Annotated in this window: 14 protein-coding genes; 2 read left to right on the plus strand and 12 right to left on the minus strand. The window is 34.6% G+C overall.

Features of this window, described 5'->3' with window-relative positions:
• Positions 1 to 102: 102 nt before the first annotated feature.
• On the plus strand, positions 103 to 3,174 hold the full coding sequence (locus VGE71_RS13890) for a DUF7507 domain-containing protein (RefSeq protein ID WP_331138874.1): 3,072 nt from the start codon (positions 103 to 105) through the stop codon (positions 3,172 to 3,174).
• Positions 3,175 to 3,231: 57 nt separating this feature from the next.
• Here VGE71_RS13890 and VGE71_RS13895 read toward each other — a convergent pair whose 3' ends face one another.
• The 12 genes from VGE71_RS13895 to VGE71_RS13950 form a co-directional block, all read right to left on the minus strand.
• The gene (locus VGE71_RS13895) at positions 3,232 to 3,846 is read right to left on the minus strand and encodes a hypothetical protein (protein WP_144216797.1); all 615 of its coding nucleotides are present in this window, start codon (positions 3,844 to 3,846) and stop codon (positions 3,232 to 3,234) included.
• Positions 3,836 to 4,339: an RNA polymerase sigma factor gene (locus VGE71_RS13900; RefSeq protein WP_331138875.1), complete on the minus strand. Its 504-nt coding sequence runs from the start codon at positions 4,337 to 4,339 to the stop codon at positions 3,836 to 3,838. Before VGE71_RS13900 ends, VGE71_RS13895 begins: the two co-directional genes overlap by 11 nt.
• 7 nt (positions 4,340 to 4,346) lie before the next feature.
• Positions 4,347 to 5,210, minus strand: a complete 864-nt coding sequence (locus tag VGE71_RS13905) for a TraB/GumN family protein (protein WP_331138876.1) — start codon at positions 5,208 to 5,210, stop codon at positions 4,347 to 4,349.
• Between the two features lie 79 nt (positions 5,211 to 5,289).
• Positions 5,290 to 6,426, minus strand: a complete 1,137-nt coding sequence (locus VGE71_RS13910; protein WP_331138877.1) for a pyridoxal phosphate-dependent aminotransferase family protein — start codon at positions 6,424 to 6,426, stop codon at positions 5,290 to 5,292.
• Between the two features lie 76 nt (positions 6,427 to 6,502).
• On the minus strand, positions 6,503 to 7,141 hold the full coding sequence (locus VGE71_RS13915; protein WP_331138878.1) for an NAD(P)-dependent oxidoreductase: 639 nt from the start codon (positions 7,139 to 7,141) through the stop codon (positions 6,503 to 6,505).
• A gap of 189 nt (positions 7,142 to 7,330) precedes the next feature.
• Positions 7,331 to 7,612, minus strand: a complete 282-nt coding sequence (locus VGE71_RS13920) for a F0F1 ATP synthase subunit epsilon (protein WP_331138879.1) — start codon at positions 7,610 to 7,612, stop codon at positions 7,331 to 7,333.
• 82 nt (positions 7,613 to 7,694) lie between these two features.
• Positions 7,695 to 9,206: a F0F1 ATP synthase subunit beta gene (gene atpD / locus VGE71_RS13925; RefSeq protein WP_091489608.1), complete on the minus strand. Its 1,512-nt coding sequence runs from the start codon at positions 9,204 to 9,206 to the stop codon at positions 7,695 to 7,697.
• Positions 9,207 to 9,442: 236 nt separating this feature from the next.
• Positions 9,443 to 10,969 carry an SGNH/GDSL hydrolase family protein gene (locus VGE71_RS13930; protein ID WP_331138880.1) on the minus strand — a complete coding sequence of 509 codons (1,527 nt, stop codon included), beginning with the start codon at positions 10,967 to 10,969 and terminating at the stop codon, positions 9,443 to 9,445.
• Positions 10,970 to 11,054: 85 nt separating this feature from the next.
• Complete coding sequence (locus VGE71_RS13935; protein WP_331138881.1) at positions 11,055 to 13,886, minus strand: TonB-dependent receptor domain-containing protein; 2,832 nt, start codon at positions 13,884 to 13,886, stop codon at positions 11,055 to 11,057.
• Positions 13,887 to 14,197: 311 nt separating this feature from the next.
• Positions 14,198 to 16,048: a glutamine--fructose-6-phosphate transaminase (isomerizing) gene (glmS, locus tag VGE71_RS13940; RefSeq protein ID WP_331138882.1), complete on the minus strand. Its 1,851-nt coding sequence runs from the start codon at positions 16,046 to 16,048 to the stop codon at positions 14,198 to 14,200.
• Between the two features lie 9 nt (positions 16,049 to 16,057).
• On the minus strand, positions 16,058 to 17,638 hold the full coding sequence (locus tag VGE71_RS13945; protein WP_331138883.1) for a DUF4270 domain-containing protein: 1,581 nt from the start codon (positions 17,636 to 17,638) through the stop codon (positions 16,058 to 16,060).
• A 21-nt stretch (positions 17,639 to 17,659) separates the two neighbouring features.
• The gene (locus VGE71_RS13950) at positions 17,660 to 18,466 is read right to left on the minus strand and encodes a glycogen/starch synthase (RefSeq protein ID WP_144216777.1); all 807 of its coding nucleotides are present in this window, start codon (positions 18,464 to 18,466) and stop codon (positions 17,660 to 17,662) included.
• Positions 18,467 to 18,544: 78 nt separating this feature from the next.
• Between VGE71_RS13950 and panC the strand changes: the two genes are divergently transcribed.
• The coding region (panC, locus tag VGE71_RS13955) for a pantoate--beta-alanine ligase (RefSeq protein WP_331138884.1) at positions 18,545 to 19,161 on the plus strand (617 nt) is incomplete at its 3' end.

Consider the following 19,161-nt stretch of genomic DNA (forward strand, 5'->3'; position numbering starts at 1 on the left):
ATCAATGTCGGATTTTTTAATATTTAAAAAAAATACAACTATTTAGAAAAAGCACCCAAAAAAAACAGCCCCATTATCAACCAATCTTAACCGCAAAACTTCATGAGCACAAAAAAGCCATCGAATTTCCGTTCTTTATCATTAAAAAAAATCAGTATTCTGTTTTTTTTAATATCACTAAAAATTACAAGCCAAAGCAATACGATTACCAGAATCCATACCGACTGGAATAGAAGTGGAACTGGTTATTGGACTTCAAACAGTGCAACAGGATCAAACAACCGCCCAAATCGAGAAAATAATCTTCTAGCATTTGAATGGAGAGGCAAGACCTTCTCAACTGGTGTCGACGATGCTAAACTAACTGCCAACACTGTCACTTTTGACGCACAACGGTATAGAGCCTTAAAAATTCAAACCCTAGCATTTAATCAGGACACCTTCTTCCTACAAGGTTCAATGATTGACGAATCTGCAAGCGCAACAATATTAACTCCTGCTATGGCAGGTACCAGTGCATCAGGAGCTGAACTTGCTTCAAGGCTTACCGACGGTGCAAACGGTTTAAGTTTAGGAACTGGTGTTGCCAATATTGCTCCCGGCACAGCAGAATTCAAAATCGGAACAAACAATTTAAATTTAACTGGAATAAATGATGATATTCCAGACATATTAGTTACTCAGGTGGCAGCGCCTGGCGGAGCAGATATATTCAAATTTGTGGATGCTTCAGGTCACACCGTAGGAAATGAAATCTCTGTAAATTTTGGTTCAGTTTCCGTTATCGGAACTTATAGTTTAGACCTTTTTAGAGCTAGTAATGGAGCTCCTGCTTTCGTTCCGGCAGATACACGTGATATACGAATGTTAGGTTTTGAGACGAGTTCTTTCGGTATCAACAGTACAAATGCGTCTCAAGTAGATCGTTTTGTAGTCGTTTTTTCTGGATCTTCCGACTGCGCTTTTATCGCTGTTAATACCAAATCTCTTAAGATTGCAGAGTTAAGCATGATCAAAAAAGCGACCTTATCATCTTGCGGTAAAGCGGGTGATGTTATTACTTATAATTTTGATATAAAGAATACTGGAGAAGTTCCTATTACTAATATCAGCGTTTCAGACCCTATGGCTGGAGTTGTATTTACTAATAATTCAATTGCCAGTTTAGAAGTAGGTGCAACTGCCACAATAAATGCAACTTACACCGTCACTGCTGCCGATGTTACTGCCGGAAGAATTGTAAATTCAGCTACAGTAGCAGGAACAGATCCTTCATTAAATACAGTTTCCGATATTTCGGGCGATGATTATAGCAATAATATACCAACCACTACAATTTTATTAGCGCCTCCTACTATTAGTGCCGTACATAACGTTACCTGCCCAAGTTCAGGAAGTATCGATTTATCAAATCTTCCTTCAACAGGAACTTGGCACATCACACAAACAGGACATGCGTCTGCAACTTATGATGGTACCGGACCAACATTTAACGTTCCGAATTTAACAGTTGGATCGTATTTTTTTAGAGTAAGTATTGATGGCTGTAATTCACCCACAACATCCAGTATTTCTATTATTGATGATTCTTCTACTACATGGACTTCTTCAGGCTGGTCAAATGGATCTCCGGGGTTAACCAAAAGAGCAATCATAAATTCTGCTGCTACACAACCTTTTACAACCAACACCACAGCTTGTTCATTAGTTATTAATGTACCGACTGGCACAGGAGACCCTAATGTTGTTATTCCTGAAGGGGTAACATTAACCATTACCAATGGGGTAACTTCTAACGGTAAACTGGTTTTTGAAAATGGTTCTAGTTTAGTACAGACTAATAATGTCACCAATACAGGTGAAATTGTATACAAAAGAAAAACTTCTGTGCGTCGATATGACTTTACCTATTGGTCAATGCCGGTGACAAAAGCAGGTTTTAAAATGAAAAATTTATCACCAAATACTTTAGCAGACAAATATTTCTATTTTGATTCTGCTGTAGGAAACTGGGCTTTAGATTATAATGGAGAAATGGACATGTTGACCGGTATAGGATATAATATCAGGGCTCCTCAAGATCATGACCTTACAACCGCATCTGATTTTTTTGGAAGATTTACAGGAGTTCCTAATAATGGAAATATCCCTACAGCTGTTGCAGCAGGAAAATGGAACATGATCGGAAACCCTTATCCTTCTGCGATAAGTGCTGCTCAGTTTCTTGCTGAAAATGATGGAGTTGGTGCATTATATTTCTGGGCACATGCAAACCTTCCGGTTAATGATGGTACTGACATATACTATCGTTACAAAGACGATTTTGTAACTTATAATGATTTAGGAACTGCAGGTCCAGCACCTTTTGACGGATATATTGCTGCGGCGCAAGGTTTCATTATAAAAGCACCTACCGCAACTATAAACTTTAACAACGGTCAACGTAGATCAGGAAACAATACAAAGTTTTTCAAAACAGCTGAATCAACTGTAGAAAAATATCGTTTATGGTTGAAATTTGCCAATACAACAGGCGATTTCAAACAAATTTTGGTAGGTTATGCCCAAGGAGCAACAAACAGCATAGACACCAATTTTGATGCTACTTCAATGGCAGCAAGTGGTTCGGTTGATTTTTACAGTATCAATAGTTCTAAAAAATTAGTGATACAGGGACGTGCATGGCCTTTTGTAAAAACCGATGTGGTTACTTTTGGATACATGGCTGCTAGTAAAGGAGATTATATAATTTCGATAGATCAGGCAGACGGTATATTTAACGAAAATCAGGAAGTATTCCTGCAGGATAAAACTACCGGAAAAATGACCAATCTGCGTCTTGAAAATTATAAATTCACATCAGAAGCTGGAACATTTAATAGCCGTTTTGTAATCCGTTACGTGAATACTACTTTAGGAACAGATGATTTTGAAAATATTGCAGACGGAGTATTGGTTGCTGTGAAAAACAAAATTATTAGCATTTCCTCTTCAAAAGAAGCAATTACCGACGTGACCGTTTACAATTTACTGGGACAGGAAGTTTTCACTAAAAAGAAAATCAATACTAATGAACTTGAAATTCCAAATTTAAAGACAGGAAATCAGGTTCTATTAGTAAAAACAACTCTTGAAAACGGATATATATCAACAAAAAAAATAATAATGAACTAGTTTTAAGTTCTACTATCAGCTAAAACAAAACCCATCAGATTTGATGGGTTTTGTTTTTTATTCTTCTTTTAATTCATCTATTACTTTTTTGATTTCTTTTGCAGATTTGCCGTAAAAATGACGTACCCACCATTCTACATAAAACCCCATAGAAAATAAGCTAAAAAGCACAATTGAAAACAATCCAAACAATTGGAAATTTGTAAACTCATTTGTAAAATAACCTGGAATTTTCGAAAAAGCATAATAAAAAATACCCACCAAATACAAAATCAGAAAAGGGGTCAGAGCAAAACCGAAAGTTTTGTAAAGTTCCATGTTAAGTCTAATATCAAAATACGTTTCATACAAACTGTCTTTTGTTTTGAGTGTTAAAGTGTTCAATCTTGTGTAAAATCGATAGAATTTTATCAAATAATAAGCACAGATAGCGACATATAAGCTAAACAACAAATAAAATAGAATATTCATTTTCTCAGGAAAATCATAAATCAAGGGAACAAATCCGAGAAAAGCAATGCAAACAATCTGATATTTAAATTCTCTTCTAAGATTTCTCTTTATTTTATCTAAAGGTGTATTGGCAGATTGAATTTTCTCTAGATTCGTTGGCAGTATAAAGTTTTCAGGTTTTTCATTGTTCCATGCATTTTGTATATCGTTAAAATCCATATCCTTGATTTTTAATAATTTCTTTTAATTTTTCTTTGGCTCTGTTTAATTTCACTCTCGCATTTCCTTCAGAAATTCCAAGATTCTGACCGATTTTTTTATGCGAAAAACCTTCTAGTTGATAAAATATAATGGCTTTGTCAATTTTCTCCAATTTACGGACCGCTTTATAAAAATGATCCAACTGACTTTCCTTTATATGTGAATCATCATCGTCTTCCTTAATGTTCTCCGAAGCAATTTCATATTTGTCTATTTTTCTTTTTTCTTTCTTTAAAAAAACAATTGCTGTATTTACGGCCACTCTATACATCCAGGTCGAAAACTGACTTTCATTCCGAAAAGAATCATATGACTTCCACAGCTGACAGATAATTTCCTGAAACAAATCCTGCTGATCGTCAGAAGTATCCATGTACATTTTCGAAACTTTATATAAAATCCCTTTATGGCATTCTATCCGATTCAAAAATTCTTGCTCTTTCTCTTTCAAAACAGATCTAGTTCATTACAGGTTTTACAGTATAACCTTCTTTTCTCAACAAATTAATAACACCATATTCACCACCTAAATGTCCTGCTCCAATAGCAAAGAAAACACTGTTTTGGTTAATTAAATCAGGCATTATCTTTACCCAGTTTACATTTCTATCGTCAAGAATCTGCTTTTTGGTTTTCTCACTTGTTACTTTTACATCTGTACTTAAAGCATACATAGCTTCGATATTCTCGGTTTTATAAGCATCAACTAATTCTATTGTTTCTGTTGCATTTGATTCTTCCAAAAGTTTTAAGATTTCATCGTTTGAATAAGCATTTTCTAGAATCTCAAATTGTGATTTAACGGTTTCAAGACCAGAAATCCCTATGTTTCTTTTTTTAGCTAAATCCGAAAATTCCATTTCATAAAACTTTAAATCTATACAACCGAAACTCTTAATAGAAATCAAACTCAAAACCGTTAGAAGACTAAAATTATCCACTTGCTGAACAGTCATTCCTGCTGTATTTTTCAAAATAGAATCCAATTTCGCTAATTGTTCTGGAGTCAATCTTTTACTCAATGGCTCTTTTCCCATTGCCAATTTCTGCATCTGACTCATTTCATTCGGATCCGTAAAATTGATTTCTAAAAATAATTTTTCTGAGTTATCGAATGCCTTTTTGGCTTTTTCAGACAAAAAATAATCTTGAGAACAAATCATGTGAATTGTTCCGTACAAATACGAAGATTTCTTAAGGCCTTTTCCTGAAACCTCCCATAAAAGTGAATTTTCAAGTTTTGGAGATTTCGATTGCCCTTTAAGATTAAAAGCAAAGAAGAATATAAATAAAACAGTAACTGACCTGAATAAAGTTTTCATAATTAATATAGATTGATTTGATTACGATGCGTAAGTATCAAAAATATCAAAACGTTACAAAAACTTTTATTTTTTAGAATTAAAAAATAAAATCTCGCACTAATTCCATAACCTGCTTAATCTCTTCTTGCGAATTATAACTATGAATACAAAAACGAAGACGTTCCTGACCTTCTGGAACTATTGGCGAGAGAATTGCCTGCACATCAAATCCTTTATCGTGAAGTTGTTCTGCTAGTTTTTTCAAGTTGTCAGTTCCAGGAACTATGGCAGAGTGGATAGCCGATTTACTATGCACAAACATTGGCTTTAAACCTAACAAATTTTTCTGCTGATTAAAAAATACAATGTTCTCACGGAGTTTTTCAATAGTGTTATTTTCAATTTCTAAATGCTGATAAGCTGTCAAAATTGTTGCAACAGCATGAGGAGATAAAGCTGTTGTATAAATAAAACTTCTTGCGAAATTTATCAGATATTCTCTGAGTTCAACTGATCCTAAAACCGCAGCACCCTGACAACCCAAAGCTTTTCCAAAAGTTATAATGCGTGCAAAAAATTTATCTTGTAATTGCAAGTGCTGAATTAGACCTTCTCCTTTTTCACCAAAAACGCCAACAGCATGGGCTTCATCAACAATTAAATAGCAATTGTATTTTTCTGAAAGAGAAACCAATTCTTCAAAATTTGGACTATCTCCATCCATAGAAAAAACACTTTCCGCTACAATGTAAATATTGGAATTAGGAAATCTAAGAATAAATTGTTCCAGATCTTCAAAGTCGTTATGAATAAAATGATAACACTGAGCAATTGATAACGCAATGCCGTCCTTAATCGAAGCATGACATAACTCATCATACAGAACTACATCATTTTCTTGCGGTACAGCGCTAAAAAAGCCCAGATTGGCACTGTAACCCGAATTAAAAATTAAAGCCGATTCTGCATCGTGAAACTGCGCTAAAAAATCTTCTGTAATTGAATAGAGAGAATGATTACCAGAAATCAGTCTAGAACCTGTAGCTCCGTTCTGAAACATATCGTTTTCCAGCAAACAAGCATGTGCGTTTTTAAAAATAACTTCCGATTTTGAAAAACCGATATAATCATTAGAAGAGAAATCTACCACATTATTAAAAACGGGCAGTTTGCGAAACGAGTTATTCTGTTTACAATTCTCTATTTTCTGTTTTAGATTTTCAGCTATTTTCATAAAGTAAAGTTACGCAATTGAAGTATCAACAAAACAAACAGCGGATGATTCAAATCCGCTGTTATAAATTTAACCTTTAAATTTCACTAATAAAAGGCGATTGTCTACTGTATTTTGAGACAATCATTTCTTCTATCATAAAATTTGAAATTTCCAGAGCAGAAATTTTATCTCCTAAACAATCTTCGAGATTGACATTTATTTCGAAATCATCATCTCTAAATTCGATAAAAGGAACACGAACCTGAGTCCAATTAACATCACTTTGCTCCAAAAGATCATACGCTTTTTGACGATCTTCCTGAATGATTGAAAAATTATTTTTCATCCAGTCCGTAGCCATCAGTGTTTTTGGACTTTTCTTATCAAAAGGAGTATCAATATTAAGTCCAGCGAGCAGAACATAACGTTCGATTTGATGTTCTTTCATCACATCCAGAATATACTTTGTTACCAAACTTGCAACCAAAGGCTCCCCTTTTCTTTGTCCGATAGTACTCAACACGGCTTGACAGTCTTTTAAAAGTAATTTTATAGAATTAAAATCAAGAGCATCACCCTGAACGATTTCTATTTTTGGATTTTTAATCCCGAAGTTTTCTGGATTTCTGAGTAAAATTTTTAAACTAAATCCTTTTTTTAATAACTGGTTTACAAGATAATTTCCAGTTTTTCCACCGCCGCCAAGAACAGCAACTTTTGCTATATTTTTCATAAGTATTCTTTATAAAATTTGACATAATAAATTGCGCTTTACGAAGTATATAAAGCGAAACAGATAAAAGATTACTTCTCTTTTACCATTGTATCAATATTTTACAAAGAGATTTTAATACTTCAAAAGTAAGAAAATAAAAAAAGCCAGACAAAACTGTCTGGCTTTTTTGTTTATTGCTAAATTGTCTTAGTCAACTAAAACAATAATTTTATTGTCTTTCATCTCGATAGTTCCCGAGTTAATTTCCAAAGTATAAGTCTGGTCATTTACTTTCGTGAATTTCTCAGCTGCCTCTTTAGAGAAATTGAAGCTTGGAGCTGCAATTTTAACTGTTCCTTTTTCTAAAATAGAAACAATTGGAGCGTGATGATTCAAAATCTGAAAGCTTCCATTAACTCCTGGTAAAGTAACCGAAGTAACTTCTCCTGAAAATAATTTTGCTTCTGGTGATACTATTTCTAAAATCATATTTTTTAAGTTAGAAGTTATTTGTTAAAAGTTAAAAGTTACGAAACGTATAACCTTTAACTTCTAACTTTTAACTTTATTTTTATGCTTCAGCTAACATTTTCTCTCCAGCTTCGATTGCATCTTGAATAGAACCTTTCAAGTTGAAAGCTGCTTCTGGAAGGTGATCTAACTCACCATCGATGATCATGTTAAATCCTTTGATAGTATCTTTAATATCAACTAATACACCTGGGATACCTGTAAATTGCTCTGCTACGTGGAATGGCTGAGACAAGAAACGTTGTACACGACGTGCTCTAGATACTGCAAGTTTATCTTCTTCAGATAACTCCTCCATACCTAAGATAGCGATGATATCTTGTAATTGTTTGTATTTTTGAAGAATTTCTTTTACTCTTTGTGCACAGTTGTAGTGCTCATCTCCTAAGATGTGTGGAGTCAAAATTCTTGAAGTAGAATCTAACGGGTCAACCGCAGGATAGATACCTAACTCAGCAATTTTACGAGACAATACAGTTGTTGCATCTAAGTGCGCGAAAGTTGTAGCTGGCGCCGGGTCAGTTAAGTCATCCGCAGGAACGTAAACCGCTTGTACAGATGTAATAGATCCTTTGTTTGTAGATGTAATACGCTCTTGCATTGCACCCATCTCAGTTGCCAATGTTGGTTGGTAACCTACCGCAGATGGCATACGTCCTAAAAGTGCTGATACCTCAGAACCTGCTTGTGTAAAACGGAAGATGTTATCAACGAAGAATAATACGTCTTTTCCTTGATCAGATCCAGCTCCATCACGGAAATACTCAGCGATAGATAATCCTGAAAGTGCCACACGTGCACGAGCTCCAGGTGGCTCATTCATTTGTCCGAAAACGAAAGTAGCTTTAGACTCTCTCATTCCTGGCATATCTACTTTAGATAAATCCCATCCTCCATTTTCCATAGAGTGCATGAAATCATCACCGTATTTAATAATTCCTGACTCTAACATCTCACGAAGTAAGTCATTTCCTTCACGTGTTCTTTCACCTACTCCAGCGAATACTGAAAGTCCACCGTGACCTTTTGCGATATTGTTGATCAACTCCTGAATCAATACTGTTTTACCAACACCAGCACCACCAAACAATCCAATTTTACCTCCTTTTGCGTAAGGCTCGATCAAATCGATTACTTTGATACCTGTAAATAAAACTTCAGATGAAGTTGATAAATCTTCGAATTTTGGAGCTTGTCTGTGAATTGGCAAACCGTTTTCTCCAGTTTTTGGCAAATCACCTAAACCATCAATTGCATCTCCAACAACATTAAATAATCTTCCATATACATCTGGACCGATTGGCATTTGGATTGGATTTCCAGTTCCAACTACCTCATATCCTCTAGACAAACCGTCTGTAGAGTCCATAGAGATTGTACGAACAGTGTTTTCTCCAATGTGAGATTGTACTTCTAGAACTAAGATAGTTCCGTCTTTTTTAGTGACTTCTAGTGAATCATAAATTTTTGGAAGTTCAACATCTTTACCGTTGAAAACTACGTCTACTACTGGTCCAATGATTTGAGCAACTTTTCCTATTACTTTTGACATTACTTATGTATTTATTAAATAGCTATTTAGGTTTATCGAAAATACCTCTTTTTTCAGAGCGCAAAGATAATTTTTTAAAATATAAAATCAATTTTTTTTTCATAAAAAATACTACGATTTTGTTTGATTCATAAAACTTGTCTAAAAAATAACAAAAACAGCATTTTTTTAATAAAAGAAAAAAACCGCTTCATCTTAAAAATGAGCGGTTTTTTTAAAGTTAAAAGTAGTTTTAATTATAATTGTTTTGGAAACAAAACCTGATAATTTCCAATATCAACTCCTTTTAAGTTAGAACCGTATTTAGCATTGATCGCCTGAATAAATTTATTAGCAATAAAAGCATAACCTCTTGGTGTAGGATGAACTCCATCTAGAGAAAACATTCCTCCTGTAACAAATGTTGCTTTCAAAGTAAAACTATTCATTGTAATTCCGTTTACTGTATTCAAATCAGCCATAATAGTTTCTGCATCGACAATTGCCAAACCATTTGCTTCAGCAGCTGCTTTTATAGTTGCATTGTAAGCTGCAGTAGCAACTCCAATTTCTGCTACTTCAGAAGGAAGCAACACATATCTATCAGGCAAAGGAAAAGTAACTCCTAATTGTGATAACGAAGGAGAAGGCGAAGCAATTCCGTCAGCGGCAACAGTTGGCACCTTACCAATTCTACTAGAAGCACCTAAACAAATTAAATCTGTAGGCAATGCTTGCCTGGCTCTTCCAAAAATCTGTCCCATTGCTGTAGCAGTAGGAACATCTAATCCTCCACCAATTAAAACAGCTCTTAAATTCGCTGATAAATCAGGCAAAGTTTCATCTACAATTAATAATGGGTTATTTCCTGTTGATGCCAAAAGATTAATTCTGCTTCCTTGCCCTAAAAACGTCAAAGCGTTATGTAAAGGCCCATACAATTGCGCATTTAAAGTATTAACTAAACTAACTCCACCAGCACTTAAATTAGCTTGAGTAAGTTGATTGTATGCAATTACACGAAAATGTGGAAGAGTTGTAATAACAGGCAAATTAGCCACAACCCCTTTTCTTCCACCAGCAACAAGCTGCGCCACCAAAGCTTTATAAGCAGCATCAAAAGTTGCGGGAGGTGTTAATGGATTCACTGCCGGATCTCCACCAGCAGTTGCATAACCCAATTCATCATTTCCTCCAATCCACAAAGAGAAGAAAGTAGGATTCTGACTTAATGCATCTGCCAATACTGTAGTTGTATTACTCGAAGCAAAACGAGCAAAATAAGGATTTGCTGTTCCAGCAAGCACACCCGCAGGATTACCATAACCAGGCGCAAGCAAATGAAAACTTTTTGCCCCAGGAACTCCTAAGTTATTAAACGGCCCAGACAAACGCGCTGTAACTTCAGTAGTCGGAGTGCCCTCAACCGGAACAGGAGTAACGTTAAAATACAAACGCGGTCCGACTATAACATTTCCGCCCAATAACAATCCACCAATATTATCATTTGCCAAAGGAGTTTTAAATTCCCCACCTCCTACTAAAGCAAATTGCTGCGCTAAAATATTCGGATAAGCTCCTTCCTGCCCTTTAATAAACAAAGCATTATCACTAAACCCTGCAGCAAAAGAATCTCCTAATGCTACATATTTAGAAAAATCTGCGCTTCCGGCTGTCAAAGGCTTACCATCAGACGACTCCACAGGAGCAGTCGCATCATCATCACTATTACAAGCCATAAAGGTTAACGAAACCAATAAAAGCCATTTGAAATTTTTTATCATAACTTATACTTTTTATAATTATCTGCTTCTAAAAAGATATCTTCAGAAACATCAATAATGAATTTGACTAGAGTTAAAAATTCAATTATGGATTAATAGTCCAAGAAGCAAAATACTGCTGACCAATTAATCCTGCTCCAATAACTTGATAATATTCTTTACCACCAATATTAGCAGCTCCTAATTTTAAAACTGATTTTAATTTAGGAATTCCATAGTTAATCTGAGCATCAATTACTGTTGCAGATTTAATTATACCATCAGCAAAACCTGCTTGCCATAGATATTCACTATTCCATCTTCCACTAACACTAAATCCGAAATTTTTAAAAAGCTTATCATTTCCAATTGACATTTTAACCCTGTGTTTTGGTGTATTAAATCCAGCTTCAAAACTTGGATCTCTTTCTTGATCGAAATCAAATTGAGCATAATTATAATTAAGTCCCAACTCGAAATCAGCAATTACTTTTCTAGAAAGTCCAACTCCAAATCCTAACGAATGTATTTCTACATCAGAGTTTGTATACAATTGATATACTCTATATTCTCCGTTTTGAATCGCTCTTACAGACTGCACTCCTGCATCTGTTGTTCCAGCTGCAAGATTTGGATTATCCTGCGCTGTTCCATAATAAGGAGAAATCACATTTAAAGTACCAATGAAATTATTATAAATATTATAATACCCATTAAGATCTATCGACGTACCTTCAAAAACAGAACGATATCCAACTTCAAAGGCCTTTACCTCTTCAGGCTTTACCAAGTTTGCTCTTGATTTTTTCAACAAAGCCGCTGCCGCAATTGGATTGCTTCCTGCCATCGCTGAAAACGCGTTTACAGAACTTGCTATATACGAATTATTGTAAGCATCAACACCCGTCATATCTTTAGTTGCGTTTCCGTTGCTGTAAGACTGACCTTCTGCACTTAAATTAAATGTCTCGCTAAATCTTGTTAAGTTATCTGGAGCAGAACCAATCAACACCGCGCTACCAATATTAAATCCGATGTACTGATCTTGAGTCGATGGATTTCTAAAACCTGTCTGGAAAGATCCTCTGAAATTATGATTTCTCTTCTCTCCTCCCGAATACACCAAAGACAAACGTGGTGAAAAATTACCATCAAAGTTTTTAGATTTATCATAACGAAGTGAACCTGTAAATTTCAATCTGTCATCCATGAACTTCTTCATCAATTGAGCATAAGCACCGTATTCGTTATAATTGATCGGCCCGTTTGCATCTGTATAAATTCTTCCGTGAGAATTCAATTCATAAGCCCTAAAAGAACCCCCAACCTGAATTTCTGCAAATTTTATTACATCTTTAAAATTGTAGTTTGCATCCGAATGATAAATTTTAGAATTATCCACTAATTTTGACCCCGAAAGCACATCTGCCTCATTTATAACCTGATTAAATGCATTTTTAAATTCTGGTGTACCAGGCAAAAAACGACCTGTATCCGCAGTAGCTCTACCAGCAGCATGTGCTTGCTCTGGCGTCATTCCTGCCAAAGTTCCTTGAATATAAGCTCCAGCATATTGACCAAACCAAGTATTATCGTCTTTCCATTTTCTATTCACATTAATACCCGTAAAAATCATATCATAAGAATGCCCACCATCCTCTGAAGTCATATAACCTCTTACAAAAAAGTTCTTCCCTTTGAATTCTAACTTATGCTGTTGCATAAAAAAGTCATTCAAATAATATCTGTTTGCACCTTGATAAACTGCATTACCAGTACCAAATTTACTCTGCCAGATAATTTCCAATCTCTCATCTCCAAAAGGTCGGCCATGAAAAGAGAAATCAATTTTTGTGTTTGCAGCTTTATTATCCGTTAAGTCGATTTCATTATATCCTGTTCTACTCACAGTAGTACTTGGCAAAAGATTAGATGCACCAGCTGGAATTAACCCCAAAGCCTCCAACCTCAAACCAACCCCTTTTATATTGGTTGAAGCTTCGTCACCATACACATTGATACCATCATAACCAGGATTTGTTCTATCTATACCCGCTCTTGTTTTGTCATTATAATTTGTAGCATACCAATCTGTAGCTTCCATATAGGTAAAGTTGGCTTTGGCAGCAAAATACTTATTGAAAGCATGTGCGAAACGAATTCCGAAATCATAATACCCATTAGTCCCTGCAGCCTCTTGTGATGTCACACCGTATTTAAAATAAGTAGAAATACCTTGATTAGTAAACGGACTTTTACTCGTCATAAATAAAATTCCATTAAATGCATTTGCACCATATAACGCAGAAGAAGCACCAGGAAGAAGTTCCACACTTTGAACATCAATTTCAGAAACCCCTATCATATTTCCTAAAACGAAGTTCAATAACGGAGAAGAGTTATCCATACCATCTACCAACTGCATGAAACGAGTATTGGCAACAGTAGCAAAACCCCTTGTATTAATTGACTTAAAAGACATACTACTAGTATTCATCTGCACCTCTTTCATATTCTCCAAACCATCATAAAAAGAAGGAGAAGCTGTCCTTTTAATCTCCTGAATACCCATTCTTTCGATTGTTACAGGAGATTCCAAAACTCTTTCTGGAGTTCTGGAGGCAGAGACTACGATTTCATCCAATTTAGTCTCTTCATCTTTTAAAACTACATTCACTTTTTGATTTGCGGCAGTAACATTAACCGTTTTTGACTCAAATCCAACTGCAGAAACCTTTATAGAAAAAGGCAATTTTGCACTGGTGGTCAATTTGAACGATCCGTCGAAATCAGTAGAAGCACCACTATTTTCTCCGACAACAACAACATTAGCACCAGGAATAGATTGTTTGTTACCATCTGTAACCGAACCTGTTATTGTATTCTGCGCAAAAGATATTCCGCTGAACAACAACATAATTAGCAAGTAGACTCTCATTTGGGTTTAGTTTTTTCGTTAGTATATACAGCCAAAATAAGCAAATATTTTAATATGCATAAAAAAACGTTAAATAAAATTAATATTTAGCATCATTTTTTACAATATTTTAACTATTTGTTAATTCAATTTCTTAAAGTAAAATCAAAGAAAACAAGAAGAAAAACCAATATACTATGCATACATATAAATTTTTATCAAAAAATTGAAAAATTCATAAAAATACATATCCGAAAAAAAAATTTTGACAATAAAAAAAAAGCGAGACCTAAATCTCGCTTTTTTAACATATTTTATATCTAATAAAAAATCTATTCTACTGTAACCGACTTTGCTAAGTTACGTGGTTGATCCACATTACAACCTCTCATTACAGCAATATAATAAGAAAGCAATTGTAAAGGAATAGTTGTTACCAATGGAGACAATGCATCTGAAGTTTCAGGAATTTCGATAACATAATCTGCCAATTCACGAACCTGCACATCACCTTTTGTAACTACAGCAATAATTTTACCACTTCTTGATTTAATCTCTTGAATATTACTTACAATCTTATCATAATGTCCTTGTTTAGGAGCGATTACAATAACTGGCATATGCTCATCAATCAAAGCAATTGGACCGTGTTTCATTTCGGCAGCAGGATAACCTTCTGCATGGATATATGAAATCTCTTTTAACTTTAAAGCACCCTCTAAAGCTACTGGGAAATTATATCCTCTACCTAAATAAAGACAGTTTGGCGAATCTTTAAAAGCAGCAGCAATTTCTTTTGCTTTATCATTAGTTTCCAATACTTCAGCAACTTTTTCTGGAATAATTTCCAATTCCTGAAGATAAGTATGAAAATCTGTATTTGATAATGTTCCTTTTGCTTTTCCTAATCTTAAAGCAATCATAGTTAGAACAGTAATCTGAGTCGTAAATGCTTTTGTTGAAGCTACTCCAATTTCTGGTCCTGCGTGTGTATAAGCACCTGCATGACTTTCTCTCGAAATAGAAGAACCAACTACGTTACAAACACCAAATACAAATGCCCCATTTTCTTTAGCAAGTTTAATAGCCGCCATAGTATCTGCAGTCTCACCAGATTGCGAAATAGCTATAACAACATCATCTTTATTGATAATTGGGTTTCTGTATCTGAATTCAGAAGCATATTCTACTTCAACAGGAATACGGGTAAATTCTTCAAAAATATATTCTGCAACCAAACCTGCGTGCCATGAAGTTCCGCAAGCTACAATTAGAATACGTTTAGCATTTAAGAATTTCTCCAGATTATCCTCAACTCCAGCCATTTGAACGATTCCTTCATTTGCATGAAGTCTTCCTCTGTAAGTATCTTTAATAACACTTGGCTGTTCGTAGATTTCTTTTAGCATGAAATGATCATAACCTCCTTTTTCAATCTGCTCCAAGTTCATTTGAAGCTCCTGAATATAAGGATCTACTAAAGAGTCATCTTTAATTTTTCTAATTTTGATTGGCTTATGCAATCTGATATTAGCCATTTCGCCATCTTCCAAATACACTGCATTTGAAGTGTATTCAATAAACGGAGAGGCATCAGAAGCAACAAAATACTCGCCTTCTCCAACTCCAATTGCTAACGGGCTTCCTAATCTTGCCGCTACAAGTTCGTTTGGATTTTTTTTATCAAAAACAGCAATAGCATACGCTCCAACCACTTGGTTAAGTGCAACCTGAACCGCTTTACCTAATTTAATATTTTCTTTCTTTTGAACTTCTTCTATTAAATTAACTAAAACCTCTGTATCTGTATCTGACTTAAAAGTGTAACCTCTTTTGATCAACTCTTCTTTTAAGGGAGCATAATTCTCAATAATTCCGTTATGGATAATTACTAAATCTCCAGAGTTTGAAAGATGAGGGTGTGAATTTACATCGTTTGGAACACCATGTGTTGCCCAACGTGTATGTCCTATTCCAATACTTCCGTTTGTAGTAAAACCTTCAGTTGCTTTAGCTTCAAGATCCGAAACTTTACCTTTAGTTTTACAAAGCTTTATGCCCGACTCTTCGTCATATAGCATAACACCGGCACTATCATATCCCCTGTACTCAAGACGTTTTAATCCCTTGATTACAATAGGATATGCGTCTCTATGACCGATATATCCAACAATTCCACACATATATAATTATTAATTTGGTTTCGTGTAGTAGACCTGAAGCTTTACTTTTTTATCTGCAGCAGAAGCTTTTCCGCCATATAAAACAGTACCTAAAGGACTCATAACCGATGTTCTCGGCACTGTAGAAAAATACTCAATCGGATCTGTTTTTATCTGAATCCTATTCTTCAATGCATTAAGCAGAGTTGTTGGTGTACTTTGAGAAACAACCAAGCCTAAATCAACATTTTTTGCTGTTGTATCTTTTATAAGATTACGAATATGATTTGTTATTTTCAACTTATAATACTTCCCTTTCTTATTAGAATCAAGTGTAATTGATCCGCCAAGAACCGTTCCGTCAGTAGAATAATCCAGTAAAACAGTATTATTCGTCAAATCATACAAATAAACTCTTTGCGGTTCTTTGGTATTGGCCATCTTATCAGTATCAATATAAAAAATAAGATTCGCTTCGTTGACCTTCCAGTTACTCTTTCTAATAGTCTCTAGTTGCGCCGCAAATTCAGTAAGACGAATAACAGCTACAGATCCCTGACCTCCTTTTAAATAAAGTCGCTCATCACCCTCAGTACTATTTGCATTGGTTAAAGCACTTTGATAAGTAGCCTCTTTAGCATCTTGAAGAAAATTAGCTGTACTGGCAACTCCACCAGTCTCACCACTTTTAAAATTTATTAAAATCTCTTTATCTTCTGTTGTTTCTGGAGCATCAGTAGTTGACGCTGTTTTGGCTTTATATTTAATCGTGATCACCCCTTTAGTAAAATCAAGCAAAGCCATATTACTAGGAGAGCTTCCTGATTTTTCAACCATAAAATATAATCCTCTGAAATATTCCTGAAAAAGAGCTTCTGTAGAAAGTTTTGAGGCAGCTGCTGCTAAAATTTTATCCTGAAAAAATTGCTTGTCAAGATTTAAAGTCATCTGAGGAGCTGTTCTTTCAGTTGTTTTCACACCTTTATCATCAGTAACATCTTTTCTGATTTCATTAGAATCAAAAAAGAATTGTTCATTTTCATTAGTATCTGTTGAGTTATTCAGCAGCTTATCTTTTTTTGCAATACTAAAGAAATCATTATTTTGATCTGTGTAATAAAGCTGCGGCAATTGAGCGCCACCACTAAAATAACTGTTTCTCATCTGCATTGTTGACTCGTAAACACTTAATTTAAGCTTTCCTTTAGAATCTCCATAAATAGAATCTAAAACATACGTACTATTTCCGTCTGAGGCTGTTGTTTTACTTTTTATAAGATATGGAATCGTAAGCACTGCGCTTTCTATCACTGGAGATTCTCCAATTGTAGGCGCATAAGTTGCTAGTGCTACTTGCGTTACAAAATTAGCAGTAGTAGTACCAAACAAAGGATTATCATAAATACCCAACGCATTTACAGCCATAGTATTTGACTGAACTGGTGTAACTTCTTGATTAAAAGCTAAAACACTATAATCTTCCGGCTCAAGTCCAAAATGATCATCTCCAACTAAACCATCACCAATTGCATTAAAATCTTTGTCGCAAGAATATAAAAAAACAACAATTAAAGCTAAAAGAATTTTCTTAATAAAAGAAGTATTATACATGTTTTATAATAAAGTTAAAATTTAAAGTCCAAACGTTCTGTAGAAATTTGTATAAGCGTCAGCAAATGCATCTTTCGTGGCGAAAGGTAAAAAAGGTTTTCCTGAAGATTCTATAAATTTTGTTAAACTTGGAGAAACATTTTCTGACGCAATAATAACTCCATCAGAATGCAAGATGCTCGCTTTTAAAACGTTCTCGTAATTTGGCACTTCTAAATCTGATACAGCTTCATGAGGAACGCCATCAAATTTAACTTTATTTATCATTTCTAAATCCAGGTTTTCATCAAAAGACTGTCCGTAAACAGAGGTAATGATTTTGGTTTCAGAAAACAATGCTTCATGTTTGTAGTAGTGTTTCATGTAAATTGGAAGCATCGCTGCTAGCCATCCATGAACGTGAATGATATCTGGAACCCAGTTTAATTTTTTCACTGTTTCCACAACACCTTTTGCAAAGAAAATTGCTCTTTCGTCATTATCAGGATATAAAGCACCCTCTTCATCTGCGAAAGTTGCTTTACGTTTAAAATATTCATCATTATCAATAAAGTAAACCTGAATTCGCTCTTTCGGAATTGATGCTACTTTAATAATTAAAGGCATATCTAAGTCATTCACTACCAAATTCATCCCTGAAAGTCTGATCACTTCGTGTAATTGATGTCTTCTCTCATTGATATTCCCATATCTTGGCATGAAAATTCTTATCTGACCACCTTGATCATTAATCATTTTCGGAACGTCATAAGACATTAAAGAAACCTCATTTTCAGCCAAATAGGGCACGACTTCAGATGATACATATAATATCCTCTTATCTTTCATAATAGTATTTTACTTAATTTTTGGTAATAAAAACGTCGCAAAATTACAAAAATTTATGCAGTTTATAACTAATATATTATGTTTGCACTAAATTTTAATAATACCTCAATGCACATTTTCTACAGTAAAGCAGCTTTGATAGCCTATATTAAAACTATCAAAACCACAAATTCAACCATTGGATTTGTACCAACTATGGGGGCTTTACACCAAGGACATTTGGCTTTAATGCAACGTTCATTAAAAGAAAACGACGACACAGTTGTAAGTATTTTTGTCAATCCAACCCAATTTAACAATCCAGAAGATTTAGCAAAATATCCAAGAACTCTTGAAGAAGATATTAAGAAAATGCGTACATTAAGTGACAAAATCATTTTATACGCGCCTTCTGTCGAAGATATTTATGAAGGAAATACAGTTTCGCAAACTTTTGATTTCGACGGATTAGAAAATCAAATGGAAGGAAAATTCAGGCCAGGACACTTTAACGGAGTCGGAACTATTGTAAAACGTCTTTTCGAAATTGTTACACCAACCAATGCTTATTTTGGAGAAAAGGATTTTCAGCAGCTTCAAATTGTTAAAAAATTAGTCGAAAAAACGAACTTACCTGTAAATATTGTAGGCTGTCCTATTTTTAGAGAAGAAAATCAACTTGCAATGAGTTCGAGAAACGAACGTTTAACAGCTGA

Origin of the sequence: Flavobacterium sp. (assembly GCF_036405015.1) — a bacterium.
In the GTDB taxonomy this organism is placed as follows: Bacteria; Bacteroidota; Bacteroidia; order Flavobacteriales; family Flavobacteriaceae; genus Flavobacterium.

Bases quoted from the DNA above. Each gene is read 5' to 3' on its own strand.
- VGE71_RS13890 (WP_331138874.1), top strand. From the start codon at position 103: ATGAGCACAAAAAAGCCATCGAATTTCCGTTCTTTATCATTAAAAAAA.
- VGE71_RS13895 (WP_144216797.1), bottom strand. From the start codon at position 3,846: ATGGATTTTAACGATATACAAAATGCATGGAACAATGAAAAACCTGAA.
- VGE71_RS13905 (WP_331138876.1), bottom strand. From the start codon at position 5,210: ATGAAAACTTTATTCAGGTCAGTTACTGTTTTATTTATATTCTTCTTT.
- VGE71_RS13910 (WP_331138877.1), bottom strand. From the start codon at position 6,426: ATGAAAATAGCTGAAAATCTAAAACAGAAAATAGAGAATTGTAAACAG.
- VGE71_RS13915 (WP_331138878.1), bottom strand. From the start codon at position 7,141: ATGAAAAATATAGCAAAAGTTGCTGTTCTTGGCGGCGGTGGAAAAACT.
- VGE71_RS13920 (WP_331138879.1), bottom strand. From the start codon at position 7,612: ATGATTTTAGAAATAGTATCACCAGAAGCAAAATTATTTTCAGGAGAA.
- atpD (WP_091489608.1), bottom strand. From the start codon at position 9,206: ATGTCAAAAGTAATAGGAAAAGTTGCTCAAATCATTGGACCAGTAGTA.
- VGE71_RS13930 (WP_331138880.1), bottom strand. From the start codon at position 10,969: ATGATAAAAAATTTCAAATGGCTTTTATTGGTTTCGTTAACCTTTATG.
- VGE71_RS13935 (WP_331138881.1), bottom strand. From the start codon at position 13,886: ATGAGAGTCTACTTGCTAATTATGTTGTTGTTCAGCGGAATATCTTTT.
- glmS (WP_331138882.1), bottom strand. From the start codon at position 16,048: ATGTGTGGAATTGTTGGATATATCGGTCATAGAGACGCATATCCTATT.
- VGE71_RS13945 (WP_331138883.1), bottom strand. From the start codon at position 17,638: ATGTATAATACTTCTTTTATTAAGAAAATTCTTTTAGCTTTAATTGTT.
- VGE71_RS13950 (WP_144216777.1), bottom strand. From the start codon at position 18,466: ATGAAAGATAAGAGGATATTATATGTATCATCTGAAGTCGTGCCCTAT.